Genomic DNA, 16,310 nt, shown 5'->3' on the forward strand with positions numbered 1-16,310 from the left:
TTTTAGTATGAAACTCCTTAAACTAACAAGCTTATTGTCGTTAGCTTTGTTGTTTGGTTGTGCTGACAAAGAAGTCGCCGTCCCAGATGTTCCACCATCTCAACTGTACGCTGACGCGCAGCAAGCGCTGCAAGGTGGTAGTTGGTCTACGGCAATTGAGCGTCTTGAAGCGTTGGACTCTCGTTACCCGTTCGGTGCCTATACCGAGCAGGTACAATTGGATCTCATCTATGCCTATTACAAAAATGACGATCTTGCCCTTGGCTTAGCCACCATCGAACGATTCTCACGCCTAAATCCAACCCATCCTCGTTCTGACTGGGTGTTGTATATGCGCGGTCTAACTCACATGGCGCAAGATCGTAACTTCCTGCACGATGTGCTTAATGTTAATCGTGATGACAGAGATCCTGAACCCGTTCGCGCAGCATTTTCTGATTTTGATCGTTTGCTAGAGCGTTATCCAAACAGTGCTTACGCCAAAGATGCACAATTTCGTATGGTCGCGCTCAAGAATCGTTTAGCGAACTATGACCTAGCTACTGCGGATTTCTATCTACGCCGTGAAGCCTGGGTTGCCGCTATTAACCGCAGCCAAGAATTACAGAAAACCTACCCTAACACGGAAGCCGCGCGTAAATCGCTCGAGATCCAAAAAGAGGCATACCAACAGTTAGGAATGGACGAACAAGTTAAGCGCACAGAAGAACTTATGGCGCTCAACCCTCAATAATATCTCTGCAAAGCGCTGAACATTCAGCGCTTTTTTATTGTCTATCAGTGGCGAAAGTACGCATTCATTCATATAGTTAAACACATCACTTACGAAGTATAAGAGTTGTCTGTGAAAGCTATCCTCCTCAGCTTATGTGTTTTGCTGTCCTCCCTTCCTGTTTCCGCACTTGAGCTTACCCCTCTGGGGAATACTCCCTATACTGGAGACCTTGATACTCTCGTAGAAAAACGGGTAGTACGAGTGTTAGTTTCTGCAGATCTTGGTTTTTACTATATCGAAAAAGGACAACCGAAAGGGGTCGGAGCGGAGTTGCTATCCCATTTTGAGAGCAGTTTGCAAAAACAGCATCCCAAAGTAAAAGTACAAGTGATCCCTGTACCCAGAGATGATCTACTGCCTTCCTTGGTGAATGGCTACGGCGATCTGGTGGTTGCCAATCTCACCATCACCCCGCAACGAAAAGAGTTTGTCGAGTTTAGCGATCCTGCGGTTCAAAACATCAGTGAGTTTATTGTGACTGGCTCCGACTACCCTAACCTTGAATCCGCCTACGACTTGAGTGGTAAAGAAGTGTGGGTACGAGGAAGTTCCAGCTACTTCGAGAGCCTGCAACAGATCAACCAGCAACTTCAACAACAAGGCAAAACGCCCATATTCATCAAATATCTAGAGGAAACAATACAAGACTATGAGTTGATAGAGATGCTGAAACTCGATTATATCAGTGCAACCGTATTAGATAGCCACAAAGCCTTTTTCTGGAAAAAAACCTTTGAAGATCTCAATATTCATCAAGATATTCCCATTCGAACTGACGGCCAAATCGCCTGGGCAATACGAAAAAACTCTCCTGACCTACTCAAAGTGATCAACGGTTTTATCAAAACAGCGAAAGAAGGCACCTTGCTCGGTAATGTCATCTATCAAAGATACATGGAAAGTACGTCTTGGTTCTCTAGAGTACTAGCGCCCAGTCATATAGCGCAATTAGAAAAACTAGCCTCACTGTTTAAAAAGTACGCGGATATGTATGACTTTGACTTTTTAATGTTAGGAGCAATGGCATTTCAAGAGTCAAAACTCAATCAAAATACCGTATCGGCAAAAGGTGCTGTCGGTATCATGCAAATTCTGCCAAGCACAGCGAAAGATCCAAACGTCAATATCGGCAACATCAACAATGTTGAGAACAATATCCATGCTGGCACCAAATACCTGCGCTTTCTTGAAGACCGATATTTTAGCGACCCTGAAATAAGCGATGACGATCGTGTCTACCTATCACTCGCGGCCTATAATGCGGGTCCAGGTAATATCAGTCGTATGAGAACACTGGCAAAACAACAAGGCTATGACCCTAATCGATGGTTTAATCATGTAGAAGTGATAACACGACGCTATATTGGTTCAGAGCCCATTACCTATGTCGCCAATATCAATCGGTATTACGTGATATACAAACAGTTAGCCTCGCTACAACAGATTCGTCGTGAACAGCAAGCCAATAACAGTGATGGTCATCCTTCGGCTTTGTTGGATCTCTATCGCAACGCAACGATTGAATAATAAGTGAGGGAGTTCAAAGAAATGAGGTGGTGATTTACTGAGCAGCAATGAAATTGGATTCGTAAAAACTCCCCAAAAACGAGTCATTTTTAGCGTACTACTCCTTTCAAATTTATACACTTTTTCGAGAAATGATAGTCTTTTTTCTACAATATTAGAAAAAGATTTGCAGTCGATCACAAATGAATCTCAGCTGCATTTTTCCCGCGAATTTAGTGATCTGAATCACATTTATTTTGCCTTATTTCAGTAATCTGGAGTTAACCCATGAGGGATGCCACAGAGGAAAAGAAATATGAGAGTAAACATTACTGGTAAAAACATTGAGATCACCTCTGCAATCCGTGAGCACATTGAGAGCAAATTTAAAAAGCTAGAAAAGTGGCAAGTAGACATCATCAGTTGCCAAACTGCTTTTAGTGAAGAGCCGAACAAACAGAAGAAATTCGAAGCGTCGATTACGGTACCCAAAGGCAAACTTGTCGCTTCCGCTGTTCATGAAGATTTATATGCTGCCGTTAATGAAGTAGAACAAAAACTTGAACGTCAGCTAAACAAGCTCAGACATAAGCCTGAGGCACGAAGAGCCGAGAAGCCTGAGCCTGAAGAAGAAATTGAATAATAATTCAATAAAACATTTGAATAGCGCCTTGAGGCGCTATTTTTTTGCTTGACGCTTAGAGAGTGCTTGCTTATTGTTGATGCTAGTAAACGACTGGAATAACCGAACAATGATTTGCAAACCGCTGTTCTTTTTTGACTTCTTTTTTCTCCACTAGGCTTGGAGGCTGCGTCGTTTTAAAAGAAAAGTCAAAAACGAACGGAAGGCCTCCCACAAGGGAGGTTTTTTTATAAGGAAAATTTGATGACAGAACCACAGTATTCTCTAGATGAAATTCGTCTTCGTCTTAATGAACTTGATGACCAACTGCTAAGCCTGCTCTCTGAGCGCCGCGAGCTCAGCACGGAAGTCGCCAAAAGCAAAGTACAAACCTCTAAACCAGTTCGTGATGCTGCTCGTGAACAGCAACTTTTGGTCAAACTCATCAATAATGGCAAAGAGAAATATCAACTCGATGCGAACTACATCACCAAAATTTTTCATACCATCATTGAAGACTCGGTACTACTCCAGCAGACTTATTTGCAAAACCTCGCTAATCCATCACAAAGCCGTCAACCAGTCGCTCGAGTGGCATTTTTAGGCTCGAAAGGTTCCTACTCTCATTTAGCAAGTCGCGAGTATTTTTCTCGAAAGAATATGTCCTTGGTGGATCTGAATTGCGAACATTTCAAAGAAGTGATCAAAACCGTTGAGTCAGGTCATGCTGACTATGGTGTTTTACCCATTGAAAACACCAGCTCAGGTTCGATCAATGAAGTCTATGATTTGCTGCAACATACGACATTACATATCGTAGGCGAATTAACTCAGCCTATTGAACATTGCCTAGTTGCCACAAAAGAGATGCCTCTGGAACAAATTAAAGTCCTTTACTCTCATCCTCAACCGCACCAGCAATGCAGTGAATTTTTGAGTCGACTCGATGGCGTTACGTTAGAGTCATGTGCCAGCACGGCTGATGCCATGAAAAAAGTGCAGCAGCTTTCTCGTGATGATGTCGCTGCAATCGGTCATGCGGCGAGTGGCAAGCTTTATGGCTTGCAGTCTATCAAAGGCAATATCGCTAATCAGACCGAAAACCATACGCGCTTTATTGTGGTCGCTAGAAAGCCGGTGGAGGTCTCTACGCAAATTCCAGCCAAGACCACCTTCATCATGTCGACATCACAGCAAGCGGGCTCTTTGGTTGAAACCTTGTTGGTTTTACAGCGCTACAACATCAATATGACCAAGCTTGAATCGCGTCCAATTATGGGGAATCCATGGGAAGAGATGTTCTATGTGGATGTCGAAGCTCACAAAGATTCAGACAATATGCAAAGTGCGCTACAAGAACTAATGAAGATAACCAAGTATCTTAAAGTTCTTGGTTGTTATCCAACGGATAACGTTAAGCCTGTGATTCCTGACGTCATGGCTTAACACGCCCTCTATTTCGTTGATAAAGATGGAAAAATTAATGAAAAAAGTGCTGATCGCCTCTCTAAACCCAGCCAAAATCAACGCTGTAAAAAGCGCATTCTTGGCTGTGTTTGAACAGGATGAATTTGAATTTAGTGGCATCGACGTCCCTAGTGAAGTCGCAGACCAACCTATGAGCAACGAGGAGACGTTGCTCGGTGCTAGAAACCGTGTCAGTAACGCCAAAGCGGCACTGCAAGCCGATTTTTATGTGGGTATTGAGGCAGGACTTGAAGGAAGTTCAACATTTGCTTGGATGATTATTGAGTCTAACGGCATCATTGGACAATCAAGAAGCGCTAGCCTTATGCTACCGCCCGCGGTTGTCGAGCAGTTGTCAGCCACTAATGAGTTGGGCAATGTGATGGATGCGACCTTTGGCACCCAAAACATCAAGCAACAAGGTGGGGCGATCTCTTTGTTGACCAAGGGCGAGTTAACCAGAAGCTCGGTCTATCACCAAGCGTTGATTCTCGCTCTTATTCCCTTTATCAATTCAGAGCACTTTTAAGCGCTCTTTACTCAGATTGGTCAAGAATACGCAATAAAGCGGCTTTATCGTCATCAGAAAGCCGCTTCACTTCTGCAGAGCCACGCGTAATGGTTGCGACGCCTACGCCCAATAACTGACTGATCTGGCGCTGTGAAAGCTCACCTTTAAGCAACTCACTAACAATATTTACCCGAGCGGTCACGGCTTCTCTTTCATCTGGAGTTAGCAGCAGCGTTAATAATGTCGATTGTAAGTCGTCATCATGTGAACGCTCAATCAGTTGCAAAATTTGAGACCAATCTTGGTACTGAGGCTTCATACACTCACCTATAAAAACTTGCGGTTCAACATTTTAACCCTAAGCCTTTGAAGATTGGTAGTCTATTAATATCGTAGTTTTGCCTCTTGTTGAGTCAATAGCGGCGAAGTATTTGCCATCAATTGATAATAATAGACCTGAAACATCAAAATATTTTGCACGTAACCGCGTGTCTCTCTGAAGGGTATCGCTTCAACGAACGCAATCGCATCGAGTTGCTGAGATGAGTTCTCTCGCCAGCGTTTGACACGAGATGGACCCGCGTTATACGCCGCTAGAGCAAAAATACGGTTGCCCTCGTACTGCTGCAATAAATCGTTAAGGTAGTTTGAGCCGATCTCAATATTCTTACCGACGCTGTATAACTGACTGGCACCTTGATAGCTAATGTTATGTTTCTTCGCAGTATATCGCGCCGTTTTAGGCATAATCTGCATGATCCCTCTCGCTCCCACGGGAGATCGAGCTTCAACATCCATGGCACTCTCCTGCCTTGCCAGTGACATCAGCAGCGTAGGATCCAATTCCAAGCGTTTAGCATAGAAATCAAACCACCACTTATGAGCCACCGGAAAACGAAGTCCGAGGTTGTCCCACATTTTAGCCGAGATGGTTGCGACCACCGTTAAGTGATGCCAGTTCTGATTAGCGGCATAAGCTGCGAGTTGTTGCTTATTTGTTTTATCGACACGAGATAGCAAATAACGCCATTCTGATTTAGCGGCAGTAATTTTATCCTGCTTGATCAACTCGTCGATTCGCAGCAGCGAGGTCTGATAGGGTGCGAGCCGCTCTTTTTGGTATGTGGTCGAGGTCACGGGATATTGAATCGGCACGCCAAAATAAGTCGCAGCAGCGGCACTGTAAAAGTTTCTCTGCCCCATAATCGCGTTGAGGCGTTGTTCTCCCTGTTGTTGTTTACCGCTACCGATTTCTGAGCGTGCTAACCAATATTGCCAACGAATGCTGTCTCTTTCTTCCTCAGCCATTAAAGCGATCCATTGAGCAATGCCTTGCCAATCGGCATTAGTAATGGCTAGCCGAGTGCGACGCTCCAAAGAGGTTTGATTGGTCGTTTTACTCAGAACCTTATCTCGCCAGGCTGCATCTAAGGCAGAGTCGGTAGACATATATCTCGCGGCTAAATAGTTTTCCATTTGCGTATAGCTATGTTCTGACAGGTTGCCTTGCTGCTTAAGTTGTTCCAGTACTTGCCTCGCTTGTTGGCTATCCTGTCTTGCGTACTTTTCGAAGGCGAGTTTAGCAAGATTCTCACGACTCAGATCTTGGTAATTTTTACTCGCAAAACTGGTCACCGTTTTTGGATCATTAAACAATGCAGCCAATGCCTTACCTTGTGCCTGTCCTGACTGTGTTTTTAGTTGCTTATTGAGATAGCGGATCAGCGAATCATTTCTCTGCTGAAAAGCGAGTTCCATTCGTTCGAGGACCTTATCGTCAGTCCTCAATCCAGCTTTATTCCAATCGGCAAATAAAGCATCGCAGCGATCTGAAACGCTTTTTCCACTATTCCAAAGTTTATCAGCTCCAGAATAAGCTAACTTTTGCTCGCCAACTTTCAGTTGCGCATAGTAGTAAATACATTGATAGCGCTCGCCAGAAGGCTCACTAGGTTGAAAGTCAGCGATGGTTTGCCACTTATTTTGGCGATAAAGATGATCTAAATAGGGCGCTCTGATGCGAGTTGAGAAAGGCAAAGATTGAAACTGCTCAATAAAAGCCTCGACCTGCTGAGGTGACTTGTCTTTTAGCTCCGCGCTAAATAGGCGATAGTGTAAGTAAGGCGTTAAGGGATAGTCTGAAATTCTGCGAGTAATGCGCTTCGCCTCGGACAACTTTTTTTGATCAATTAAAGACTGGGCTTGATCGTAAAGCTCTCGCTGCTGGTTAACAACATCATCTTCGGCAGCCAAACTGCTAGGCGCTAATAAAATCCCTGCAAATAACGTAACGCAGTACCTAGCTTTGGAGAAAGAAAACATAGATATCGATCCTTGAACTTATAATAGATGGGCTGTCACACAATACGACACCCTAACAGTCTCAATTTAAGACATTATGAAACAGTCTGCCAAATCAAAATTTATTTCAATAATTGTCACGCCACGATCACACTAAATCCGTACTGTCCTACGCCTCACGCTCACTATTCCCGCCATTGCCTAGCATAATTGACTCACTTGAGTATAAAATAAAGGTCTTTGGTCAATAAAAATTAGGAACGATCGGCAATGGCTGAATACGTCTATACCATGTCGCGAGTGAGCAAAATTGTGCCACCTAAGCGACAAATTCTTAAGGACATCTCGTTAAGCTTTTTCCCTGGTGCAAAAATTGGTGTACTAGGTCTTAACGGCGCGGGTAAATCGACTCTTCTTCGTATCATGGCAGGTATTGATACCGATATTGATGGCGAAGCTCGCCCTCAACCTGGTCTTAACGTGGGCTATCTTCCACAAGAACCGGTTCTTGATGAATCAAAAACCGTTCGTGAAATCGTTGAAGAAGCGGTATCGGATGTTGCCGATGCAATGAAGCGACTCGATGCGGTTTATGCGGCATACGCTGAACCAGACGCTGACTTTGATGCTCTGGCTAAAGAGCAAGGCGAGCTTGAAGCGCTGATTCAAGCAAAAGATGGGCATAACCTAGATAATACGTTAGAGCGTGCTGCGGATGCCCTACGTCTACCAGAATGGGATGCAAAAATTCAGTATCTTTCCGGTGGTGAACGTCGTCGTGTTGCTATCTGTCGCCTATTGCTCGAAAAACCGGACATGCTATTGCTTGACGAACCGACCAACCACCTTGATGCAGAATCGGTGGCTTGGCTAGAGCGCTTCCTCGTTGACTACACAGGAACCGTGGTGGCGATTACCCACGACCGCTACTTCCTAGATAATGCTGCAGGCTGGATCTTAGAACTTGACCGTGGTGAAGGTATTCCATGGGAAGGTAACTATACATCGTGGCTAGAGCAGAAAGATGCTCGTCTACAACAAGAGTCATCGCAAGAGAAAGCTCGCCAAAAAACCATTGAGAAAGAACTTGAATGGGTTCGTCAAAACCCTAAAGGTCGTCAGGCGAAATCGAAAGCGCGTATGGCTCGCTTTGAAGAACTACAAAACTCTGATCACCAGAAGCGTAACGAAACCAACGAGCTGTTTATTCCACCAGGCGAGCGCTTAGGTGACAAGGTTGTTGAAGTTAACAACCTAACTAAGTCATTCGATGGTCGCGTTCTGATTGATGATCTTTCATTCAGCATCCCTAAAGGGGCAATTGTGGGCATCATCGGTGCCAACGGTGCCGGTAAATCGACGCTGTTCAAGATGCTAAGCGGTACAGAGCAGCCAGATTCAGGTTCGATTGAGTTAGGTGATACGGTTAAGTTGGCGTCTGTTGAGCAGTTCCGTGACTCGATGAACGATACCAACACGGTATTCCAAGAGATCTCTGAAGGCGCTGACATCATCAAGATCAACAACTTTGAAATCCCAGCGCGTGCCTACTGCTCTCGCTTTAACTTCAAAGGTGTGGACCAACAAAAAGTGATTGGCGAGCTATCTGGTGGTGAGCGTAACCGTGTACACCTTGCGAAACTGCTCAAAGCGGGCGGTAACGTGTTGCTACTCGATGAGCCAACCAACGACCTTGATGTAGAAACTCTACGTGCATTGGAAGAAGCACTGCTTGAATTCCCAGGCTGTGCCATGGTTATTTCCCACGACCGTTGGTTCCTTGACCGTATTGCAACCCATATCATTGACTACCGCGATGAAGGTCAAGTTAACTTCTACGAAGGTAACTACACCGAATATATGGAATGGTTGAAGAAAACACTGGGGCCTCAGGCTGCTGAGCCTCACAGAATCAAATATAAACGCATATCTAAATAATTGACTCTTGTGTTTTTAACAGAGGTCGCTAGTATTGGCGACCTCTGTTTTTTTAAATAATGTTATTTATATTAACGTCTGTTCTCAGAGTTTATAAATAGCTTGTAAATTTTCTTATGCCTAACAAAATTCATGTAGTTATACCCAAAAAACAAGGACAGAAAAAAACAATTCGCTTAGGGAAAAAGCGTTCAATTACCTTTCTAACGATCACGGTTCTATTACCTATCGCCCTTGGTTTGGTGGGGTATTCTTATACGCAGAGCCAAAGTCAGTTATCCATGACGACGCTTTCTTTATCCGACTTACAGCAAGAGAAGTCGGTGCTGGAAACAGAGTTGCAACAGCAGACAGATAACGCTCACGATCTCACTCAAGAACTGCAAAAGAAACACGATCAACTGCAACTTCTTGGTAAGCGTATTGAAGATGTTGAAGCCGTATTAGGTTTAGGTGAGGAGGAAGTAAGCACTGACTCACTTGAGCAAAGAATTGATGCAGCAGCGATTGATTCTGCGGTAAGAGCGACTATGTTTCGGCTCATTCCGAATGATAGCCCAGTCACTTACCAACGCATCTCCTCTTCTTGGGGGCGACGCACTAATCCTATTTCCGGCAAAACTCAATTTCATACTGGTATCGATCTCACCTGTAAACCCGGTGAACATATTCTGGCACCCGCAGATGGTGTGATCGAAACCGTGCGACCAAGCAAGCAAGGCTATGGTAACTATCTCACCATTCGACACGCTTTTGGGTTTATGAGCTCTTACGCTCACCTGAAGCACTTCAAAACCAAACACGGTCAGTTTGTTAGTAAAGGCGATGTGGTTGCGACCTGCGGAAACAGCGGTAACTCTACCGGTCCTCACCTGCACTATGAAGTGCGTTTTTTAGGACGCTCATTGAATCCACAATATTTGATCGATTGGACGCCTGAAAACTTTGATTATGTATTTAAGAAAGAGAAAAAAGTCCAATGGGCACCCTTGGTCGAAATCATTACCAGTATGGTCAAACTGCAGGTTAATTTAACCAATGTGCCTTATACTGATGCGTCGATAAATACCGCTGTGACTGAAGAAACAAAACAAGCCGAGGAGACACCTTAAAGAGTTGGCTAGTATTTTACAGGAACATAAGAAGATAAAAAAACAGCCTAGCATTGCTAGGCTGTTTTTTCTTTAATTAACCGCGATGAATCGCATCATTGGCTTGTTTAAGTAAGTTTTGACTCTCTAACATAAACTGCCTTGAGTAATCGCCAAACCAATCACTAACTTGATTAAACTCTTCGACAAAACGTGTTTTATCTTTTCCATCAAGTAAAGCCAAAGCATCGCCAAACTGTTGGTGGAAGCGTCTGATCATCTCAATATTTTCATCCGACGACAGAATAATATCTCCGTATAGATTCGGATCTTGTCCAAATAGACGCCCTACCATAGCAAGTTCTAAACGATAAATCGGTGAGCTTAATTTCATCAAGGTATCAATATTTGGGTTTTGTTTACTTAAATGCAGACCATAAGCAAAAGAGGTAAAGTGGCGCAATGCCTGAATCAATGTCATCCCTTTGTCATGCTCTTGCGCTGAGATCTGGCACAGCGATGCGCCCCAGATCTTAAACTGCTCAAGTAACCATTGGTACTCATTCTCGCCTCGTCCATCACAGTAAACGATGACTTGTTTAGCGAGACTCGAGACATCCGGACCAAACATCGGGTGTAAACCCACAACCGGTCCTTTATGTGTTTTCATCATCGCCTCAAGAGGCTTAGATTTAATCGAGGTTAAATCGCATAGGATACAATCCTCTGGCAATTGATTGAGCTTTTCGATCACGCCTTGAGTGCGATTGATCGGTACAGTCACCACAACCAGACCCGCATCGCTTAGCATCTCATCGGCGCGATCCCAATCTTGGCTGCCAAGGATTTTCACTTGGTAACCTGATAAGGTAAACATGCGACCAAACAAGCCACCTAACTGACCTTTACCGCCAACGATCACCACCGAACGCAACTCTGGGTTTAAACGCTTGAAGCCTGAGTCTTTCTCACTTGCGTATGACTCGCGCATCGTTCTGCGAAGAATATCTTCAATCAACTGAGGTGGAACGCCTTTCTTCTCTGCTTCCGCACGACGAGAAGCCAGCATCGCGGCTTCCCTATCTGGGGCATAAATGGGTAAACCGTGTTTGCTTTTTACTTCACCCACTTGCTCAACAAGAGAAAGGCGTTGTGCCAACAAATCAAGCATTTGCTTGTCAACTTCATCAATTTTGTCGCGCAACGCAGTTAATTCAGCAGCCATAGATGTGATTATTCCTTAATACGATTTTCCAAGAATGGGACCAGCTCTTTATGAGCATGACGCAATAGTGTCTCAGTTGTATCCCAATTAATACAAGCATCGGTGATAGAAACTCCGTATTTCATCTCATTTAGAGGAATATCTGAGCTTTGGCTGCCTTCATTTAGGTGACTTTCAATCATCAGACCAATGATTGATTTGTTGCCTTCGCGGATCTGATGGAGCGCATCCTCCGCCACCAAAGGTTGACGACGATAGTCTTTGCGAGAGTTGGCATGGCTGCAATCAATCATCAAAGAAGCATCTAAATTCGATTTCGCCAGCTCTTGTTCGCACTCGGCAACAGAGACTGAATCGTAGTTGGTTTGCTTACCACCACGTAAGATCACATGACCGTTGGCATTGCCTTGCGTGGTCAGCAGTGCTACTTGTCCTTCATGGTTAATCCCCATGAAACGGTGACTTGAAGAGGCCGCTTGCATCGCATTGATCGCGGTAGATAGGCTTCCATCCGTGCCGTTTTTAAAACCAATTGGCATTGATAGACCACTCGCCATTTCGCGGTGCGTTTGTGATTCGGTAGTACGAGCACCAATCGCTGCCCATGAGAAGGTATCCGCTAGGTATTGAGGGCTGATTGGATCCAGCGCTTCTGTCGCCAGTGGGATATCCATCTCTGCCAATTCAACCAGCAGTTGGCGTCCAACATGCAGACCATGCTCGATGTCAAAAGTACCGTCAAGTTGTGGGTCGTTGATCAAGCCTTTCCAACCTACCGTCGTACGAGGTTTCTCAAAGTACACTCGCATTACTATGTAGAGTTGATCGCTCAATTGCTCTGAAAGCTGCTTAAGGCGCTTAGCGTACTCTTTTGCTGCCTCAACATCATGAATCGAACAAGGACCGCATACCACCAATAGGCGATGATCTTTCTTATGAATAATGTCGGCAATGGTTTGACGAGACTCTTGGATAAACTTACGAGCTTTTTCACTTAGAGGTAGTTTCTGTTTTAACTGCTCTGGAGTAATCAGTACCTGTTCATCACTGATATTAATATTGCTCAATTCACTCTTTTTCATAACCATTACACCTGTAAACTTTTTATTACAGCAAGCTGTTACCAATCCAACCTTGCTTAAGAATTAACAGCTAATATACAGATAAAATAAACACAATCAAGTGTAAACAAGAAAAAGCATTAACTGTAAATTTAACCTTACAGTTAATGCTTTACGCGCCAAGAAACACGAAGGTGCTATCTCTATCGTCCTTGTATACACTAAGGGTAATCGCGACAATACGAGCCCCTTATGGACTTAATTCTCTCTTTGCTACAACAGATGTGCGTTTATCTTATGTTAGCTTATATGCTAAGTAAGACGCCGCTGTTTATCCCTTTGTTTAGTGTATCTAAACGCTTAAGCCACAAATTCAGTATCTATGTGCTGTTTTCATCGTTCTGTATTTTAGGCACCTACCTTGGGTTGCAAATTGATGATGCGATAGCTAACACGCGCGCAATTGGTGCCGTTATGGGCGGGTTATTTGGAGGACCTATTGTTGGCTTTTTGGTGGGATTGACGGGAGGAATGCACCGCTACTCTCTCGGCGGGTTTACCGATTTGGCTTGTGCCATCTCGACCACTTCAGAAGGTATTGTCGGCGGACTCATTCATCTCTACTTTGTAAAAAAACAGCGCTCAGAACAGCTATTCAATCCCTTAGTGGTCTTCCAAGTCACCCTTGGGGCTGAGATGCTACAAATGCTGATTATTTTGCTGGTCGCTCAACCCTATGAGCAAGCCTCAACACTGGTTTCAAATATTGCCGCCCCAATGATCATCGCGAACTCTATCGGTGCCGCCCTGTTTATGAATATTTTGGTCGATAGAAAAACCATCTTTGAAGAGTATTCCGCCACTTTTTCTAGGAGAGCTTTAAATATTGCCGAGCGCTCCGTTGGTATCCTGGTGAACGGCTTTGACTCTCAAAATGCTAGCAAGATAGCCAATATTATTTATGAAGAAACCAACGTCGGGGCAGTCGCTATCACTGACCATGAAAAGATACTGGCATTTGTCGGCATTGGCGCTGACCACCACTTACGCAATCGACCGATCTCGTCAAAAAGTACGCTCAACGCGATGACGAATAACGAAATCATCTACCTTGATGGTAAAGAAACCCCTTATCAATGCTCATTATCTGCGGATTGTAAACTTGGCTCTGCTTTAATCATTCCGCTGCGAACTGGGGATACAGTAATCGGCACCATTAAGCTGTATGAACCGAAACGCAAGCTTATTTCTACCATCAATATGTCCATGGCTGAAGGGATCGCTCAATTGCTATCTAGCCAGATCTTACATAGCGAGTACCTCAACAAACAGGCTTTGTTAAACCAAGCCGAAATCAAACTATTGCATGCTCAAGTCAATCCCCATTTTCTGTTTAATGCCCTCAACACCATTAGCGCGATTACCCGTCGAGATCCTGATAAAGCGCGTGAACTTATTCAGCACCTGTCCCAATTCTTTAGAAGTAACCTAAAACAGAATATCGAAACCGTGACGCTCAAAGAGGAACTGGCGCACGTTAATGCCTATCTCACCATCGAGAAGGCGCGCTTTAGTGATCGCCTAGAAGTAGAGTTCGACATTGCACCAGAACTGCTGCAATTGGAACTTCCTAGCTTTACCCTGCAACCGCTGGTAGAGAATGCGATTAAGCATGGTGTCTCTCAGTTGCTCAGTTCTGGTTGGGTTCGTATCTACAGTCAAAACAGCGAGCAAGGCTATCGGATTATTGTTGAAGATAACGCCGGTGAGTACGCTCCGCCCAAGAAGGAACATGCTGGTTTGGGCATACAAATCGTCGATCGCCGACTACAAAATAAATTTGGTCGTGATTCAGCGCTTAAAATTGAAGTTGAACAGCACCAATACACGCGAATGAGCTTTATCATTCCGGATGCCGTTGTATCCCAAAACGAAAGGATTGCTTAGTCGTGATGAAACCACTACGCGCATTAATTATTGATGATGAACTTTTTGCCCGCGAAGAGTTGGCGCAATTGCTAGAAGAAACGGGGCAAGTAACGGTGGTAGGCAAAGCCAGTCATGCTATCGAAGGTCTAAAGCTGCTCAATCAACTCAAACCTGATGTGGCTTTCCTTGATATTCAAATGCCTCAGATTACGGGAATAGAACTCCTGACTATGCTCGATCCGGAGCACCGTCCGCATATTGTATTTGTTACGGCTTATGATCAATATGCCATCCAAGCATTTGAAGATAATGCTTTCGATTATTTGCTGAAACCGGTTGATCCCTGCCGACTAAATAAAACGATTCAACGGTTAGAAAAACACGGCACGGTGCAAACTGAGATCGATAAGATTGCCCCCGCGCAGTTAGAACAAATCCCTTGTTCTGGTCACAACAGGATCGTGATTATCGCCTCTCATGATGTGGAATTTGCCTATAGCGATCTTTCTGGCGTGCATATTCAAACGGCAACACAAAAAGCTACCTCACAGCTCACCCTAAAAGTTATTGAGGACAAAACGCCCCTTATTCGCTGCCACCGACAATTCTTGGTGAACATCAAAGCGATCAAAGAGATCAAACTGCTTGATAATGGCTTGGCCGAAATCATCACGCTCAGTGGTCACCCTATTCCGGTTAGCCGCCGTTATCTCAAAGCATTAAAAGAAACGCTGGGGTTTCATTAATTTGGGATACAAAAAAGTGAGCCTAGTCGAGCTCACTTATCTAATGTCTATCAGCAAATAGGGAATGGGGAGAAACTTAATCAGCGTTACTGTTCTAGTGCTGATAATACTCGCTTATGAGCCTGCTTCCATTGCTCACTCGACTTAAGTTCTGCAACCGTATAACTGTCACGCTTTTGCATGCTGGTCGCCAAGGCGACTGAGCTAATGCTCAGACTATCCAACACTTCAATTGACGATTGTCTGTTATTGCACATCAATAGCATATCGCAGCCAGCATCGAGTGCTGCTTGTGCACGCGCTGCTGGTCCACCCATAATCGCTGCACCTTCCATGGATAGATCATCAGAAAACACTAAACCCTTAAAGCCTAATTGCTGACGTAAAATCTGCTTTAACCAGTACGGAGAACCACTTGCTGGGCGTTGATCATAGTGGGGAAATACTACATGAGCCGGCATCATGGCATCTAACACGCCCGCCTGAATTTGTGCGGTAAAAATACGCATATCATGTTCAAAAATATCACTGCGTAAGTCGAAAGGCGTTTCATAGTGAGAGTCGCTAAGTACACCGCCATGACCCGGAAAGTGTTTACCCGTGGTCGCCATCCCGGCTTGCTTCATGCCTGACATAAAAGCTGTTGAGTAGCGGATCACCGAATCAAAATCTTCACCAAAAGCGCGATTTCCGATAGCTTTAGATTGGTGTCCTTGGTCAAGAACTGGAGCAAAACTGACATCGATATCGTGAGCAATGATCTCCGCTGCCATCAACCAACCCGCTTGTTGCGCCAACGATTCATCACCCAACTCGGCGTAACGTTGAGCCGGCGGCAGTAGGGTAAATCCCTCTCTAAAACGCTGAACTCGCCCCCCTTCTTGGTCGACACCGATGAGGATCGGCTTCTTTGCTGCTTGGCGGATCTGTCTGGTCAATTCAGATAATTGCTCAGAATCGTGATAGTTACGACCAAATAGAATCAAACCGCCAACGGTCGGATGCTCAAGAATCTCCCGGTCTTCTGCAGTAAGTTCAAAGCCATCAACATCAACCCAGAGTGGTCCCATAATTACACCTCAAAAAATTGGTTTAAATACTCATGTGCGAGGTTATTCCTATTGTTTTTGATTTACAA

The 16,310-nt window shown here is 44.5% G+C and carries 14 protein-coding genes and 1 other annotated feature; of the genes, 9 read left to right on the top strand and 5 right to left on the bottom strand.

Translation table 11 applies throughout. From position 1 onward, the window contains the following. Positions 1 to 7: 7 nt before the first annotated feature. The 5 genes from bamD (at position 8) to yjjX (ending at position 4,899) form a co-directional block, all read left to right on the top strand. Entirely contained in the window at positions 8 to 733 is a 726-nt protein-coding gene (bamD, locus tag L9Q39_RS11600; protein ID WP_237485197.1) for an outer membrane protein assembly factor BamD, read from the top strand. 105 nt (positions 734 to 838) lie between these two features. After that, on the top strand, positions 839 to 2,302 hold the full coding sequence (locus L9Q39_RS11605; protein ID WP_237485198.1) for an MltF family protein: 1,464 nt from the start codon (positions 839 to 841) through the stop codon (positions 2,300 to 2,302). Between the two features lie 295 nt (positions 2,303 to 2,597). Next, positions 2,598 to 2,924 carry a ribosome hibernation-promoting factor, HPF/YfiA family gene (gene hpf, locus L9Q39_RS11610; RefSeq protein ID WP_237485199.1) on the top strand — a complete coding sequence of 109 codons (327 nt, stop codon included), beginning with the start codon at positions 2,598 to 2,600 and terminating at the stop codon, positions 2,922 to 2,924. Positions 2,925 to 3,035: 111 nt separating this feature from the next. Further along, positions 3,036 to 3,156, top strand: a sequence feature (Phe leader region). 11 nt (positions 3,157 to 3,167) lie between these two features. Next, on the top strand, positions 3,168 to 4,349 hold the full coding sequence (gene pheA / locus L9Q39_RS11615; protein ID WP_237485200.1) for a prephenate dehydratase: 1,182 nt from the start codon (positions 3,168 to 3,170) through the stop codon (positions 4,347 to 4,349). A 37-nt stretch (positions 4,350 to 4,386) separates the two neighbouring features. Further along, positions 4,387 to 4,899, top strand: coding sequence for an inosine/xanthosine triphosphatase (yjjX, locus tag L9Q39_RS11620; protein WP_237485201.1), 513 nt, complete (start codon positions 4,387 to 4,389; stop codon positions 4,897 to 4,899). A 7-nt stretch (positions 4,900 to 4,906) separates the two neighbouring features. Here the strand turns inward: yjjX and trpR are convergent, their stop codons facing one another. Next, positions 4,907 to 5,200 (bottom strand): trp operon repressor, encoded by a 294-nt coding sequence (trpR, locus tag L9Q39_RS11625; protein ID WP_237485202.1) that lies wholly within the window; start codon positions 5,198 to 5,200, stop codon positions 4,907 to 4,909. Positions 5,201 to 5,265: 65 nt separating this feature from the next. Beyond that, positions 5,266 to 7,203 (bottom strand): murein transglycosylase, encoded by a 1,938-nt coding sequence (sltY, locus tag L9Q39_RS11630; RefSeq protein ID WP_237485203.1) that lies wholly within the window; start codon positions 7,201 to 7,203, stop codon positions 5,266 to 5,268. A 249-nt stretch (positions 7,204 to 7,452) separates the two neighbouring features. Here sltY and ettA point away from each other — a divergent pair, with 249 nt between their 5' ends. Both ettA and L9Q39_RS11640 read left to right on the top strand, forming a co-directional pair. Further along, complete coding sequence (gene ettA, locus L9Q39_RS11635; RefSeq protein WP_237485204.1) at positions 7,453 to 9,120, top strand: energy-dependent translational throttle protein EttA; 1,668 nt, start codon at positions 7,453 to 7,455, stop codon at positions 9,118 to 9,120. A gap of 116 nt (positions 9,121 to 9,236) precedes the next feature. Beyond that, the gene (locus tag L9Q39_RS11640) at positions 9,237 to 10,232 is read left to right on the top strand and encodes a M23 family metallopeptidase (protein ID WP_237485205.1); all 996 of its coding nucleotides are present in this window, start codon (positions 9,237 to 9,239) and stop codon (positions 10,230 to 10,232) included. Between the two features lie 76 nt (positions 10,233 to 10,308). On the opposite strand, the gene tyrA is transcribed toward L9Q39_RS11640, so the two are convergent. Continuing rightward, entirely contained in the window at positions 10,309 to 11,436 is a 1,128-nt protein-coding gene (gene tyrA, locus L9Q39_RS11645; RefSeq protein WP_237485206.1) for a bifunctional chorismate mutase/prephenate dehydrogenase, read from the bottom strand. Positions 11,437 to 11,444: 8 nt separating this feature from the next. Beyond that, the gene (locus tag L9Q39_RS11650) at positions 11,445 to 12,518 is read right to left on the bottom strand and encodes a 3-deoxy-7-phosphoheptulonate synthase (protein ID WP_237485207.1); all 1,074 of its coding nucleotides are present in this window, start codon (positions 12,516 to 12,518) and stop codon (positions 11,445 to 11,447) included. A gap of 231 nt (positions 12,519 to 12,749) precedes the next feature. Between L9Q39_RS11650 and L9Q39_RS11655 the strand changes: the two genes are divergently transcribed. Both L9Q39_RS11655 and btsR read left to right on the top strand, forming a co-directional pair. Then, positions 12,750 to 14,444: a sensor histidine kinase gene (locus L9Q39_RS11655; protein WP_237485208.1), complete on the top strand. Its 1,695-nt coding sequence runs from the start codon at positions 12,750 to 12,752 to the stop codon at positions 14,442 to 14,444. 5 nt (positions 14,445 to 14,449) lie between these two features. Further along, positions 14,450 to 15,172: a two-component system response regulator BtsR gene (btsR, locus tag L9Q39_RS11660; RefSeq protein WP_237485570.1), complete on the top strand. Its 723-nt coding sequence runs from the start codon at positions 14,450 to 14,452 to the stop codon at positions 15,170 to 15,172. Between the two features lie 86 nt (positions 15,173 to 15,258). On the opposite strand, the gene nagZ is transcribed toward btsR, so the two are convergent. After that, entirely contained in the window at positions 15,259 to 16,242 is a 984-nt protein-coding gene (gene nagZ, locus L9Q39_RS11665; protein WP_237485209.1) for a beta-N-acetylhexosaminidase, read from the bottom strand. Positions 16,243 to 16,310 lie beyond the last annotated feature (68 nt).

It is taken from the genome of Vibrio hippocampi (assembly GCF_921292975.1).
In the GTDB taxonomy this organism is placed as follows: Bacteria; Pseudomonadota; Gammaproteobacteria; order Enterobacterales; family Vibrionaceae; genus Vibrio; species Vibrio hippocampi.

Excerpts from the sequence above, each read along its gene's own strand:
- bamD (WP_237485197.1), top strand. The coding sequence starts at position 8 with ATGAAACTCCTTAAACTAACAAGCTTATTGTCGTTAGCTTTGTTGTTT.
- pheA (WP_237485200.1), top strand. The coding sequence starts at position 3,168 with ATGACAGAACCACAGTATTCTCTAGATGAAATTCGTCTTCGTCTTAAT.
- L9Q39_RS11650 (WP_237485207.1), bottom strand. The coding sequence starts at position 12,518 with ATGAAAAAGAGTGAATTGAGCAATATTAATATCAGTGATGAACAGGTA.
- trpR (WP_237485202.1), bottom strand. The coding sequence starts at position 5,200 with ATGAAGCCTCAGTACCAAGATTGGTCTCAAATTTTGCAACTGATTGAG.
- L9Q39_RS11640 (WP_237485205.1), top strand. The coding sequence starts at position 9,237 with ATGCCTAACAAAATTCATGTAGTTATACCCAAAAAACAAGGACAGAAA.
- ettA (WP_237485204.1), top strand. The coding sequence starts at position 7,453 with ATGGCTGAATACGTCTATACCATGTCGCGAGTGAGCAAAATTGTGCCA.
- yjjX (WP_237485201.1), top strand. The coding sequence starts at position 4,387 with ATGAAAAAAGTGCTGATCGCCTCTCTAAACCCAGCCAAAATCAACGCT.
- btsR (WP_237485570.1), top strand. The coding sequence starts at position 14,450 with ATGAAACCACTACGCGCATTAATTATTGATGATGAACTTTTTGCCCGC.
- nagZ (WP_237485209.1), bottom strand. The coding sequence starts at position 16,242 with ATGGGACCACTCTGGGTTGATGTTGATGGCTTTGAACTTACTGCAGAA.
- L9Q39_RS11655 (WP_237485208.1), top strand. The coding sequence starts at position 12,750 with ATGGACTTAATTCTCTCTTTGCTACAACAGATGTGCGTTTATCTTATG.
- hpf (WP_237485199.1), top strand. The coding sequence starts at position 2,598 with ATGAGAGTAAACATTACTGGTAAAAACATTGAGATCACCTCTGCAATC.
- tyrA (WP_237485206.1), bottom strand. The coding sequence starts at position 11,436 with ATGGCTGCTGAATTAACTGCGTTGCGCGACAAAATTGATGAAGTTGAC.
- sltY (WP_237485203.1), bottom strand. The coding sequence starts at position 7,203 with ATGTTTTCTTTCTCCAAAGCTAGGTACTGCGTTACGTTATTTGCAGGG.